Source organism: Oleiphilus sp. HI0061, assembly GCF_001635675.1.
The window spans coordinates 1-593 of record NZ_LWFE01001807.1; the positions used below are offsets into that span (position 1 = coordinate 1).

The 593-nt window shown below is 42.5% G+C and carries 2 protein-coding genes; both read left to right on the forward strand.

From position 1 onward, the window contains the following. The coding region (locus A3735_RS31560; protein ID WP_197486098.1) for a hypothetical protein at window positions 1-215 on the forward strand (215 nt) is incomplete at its 5' end. Beyond that, on the forward strand, window positions 215-593 hold a 379-nt coding region (locus A3735_RS27505; RefSeq protein ID WP_082886028.1), incomplete at its 3' end, for a hypothetical protein. The genes A3735_RS31560 and A3735_RS27505, both read left to right, overlap by 1 nt.

Genomic DNA, 593 nt, shown 5'->3' on the forward strand with positions numbered 1-593 from the left:
CGAATGTGTTCCTACTATGGAAACGCTACAACGGACAAGGTCTCGATTTGATCTTACGTCAGTCCGTGAACTTAGGAAAAGACTGGCTAAAAGAAAAGGTAATCGCAAGTACCACTCATGACTCAGATCACCCTGACCTGATTGAAGTGAAGGGCCGAATTCATGCTATGTGGCATACACAGGCTGAAGGCTTACGCTGGATTAGGGTAGAGTAATGATAAGCGTGAAAAAACTAGCTGTGTTTATATGGGGTTTAATAGTTATAGGGTGGAGCGCTTCGCTTCAGGCAAATGCGAATATAAAGCCCTTTTCAGCGGATAGTCTGATTGCCATTGAAGAATCTCGTAAGGGAGAGGCATTTATATTACTGCTATGGTCAATCGAGTGTCCTCCTTGTCTAAAAGAATTAAAACTTCTAAAGGAATTAACAGGGCAAGGCCTGAATAAGCACTTGTTGCTAGTTTCAACGGACGATATGGAATACCAGACAGATATTGAAGCTTTAATAGCAAACGAAGCGCTTCTTGAGTATGAGCATTGGCTTTTCAATGGCGATTTACCTGAACGTCTTCGCTATAACATCGATCCAGGCT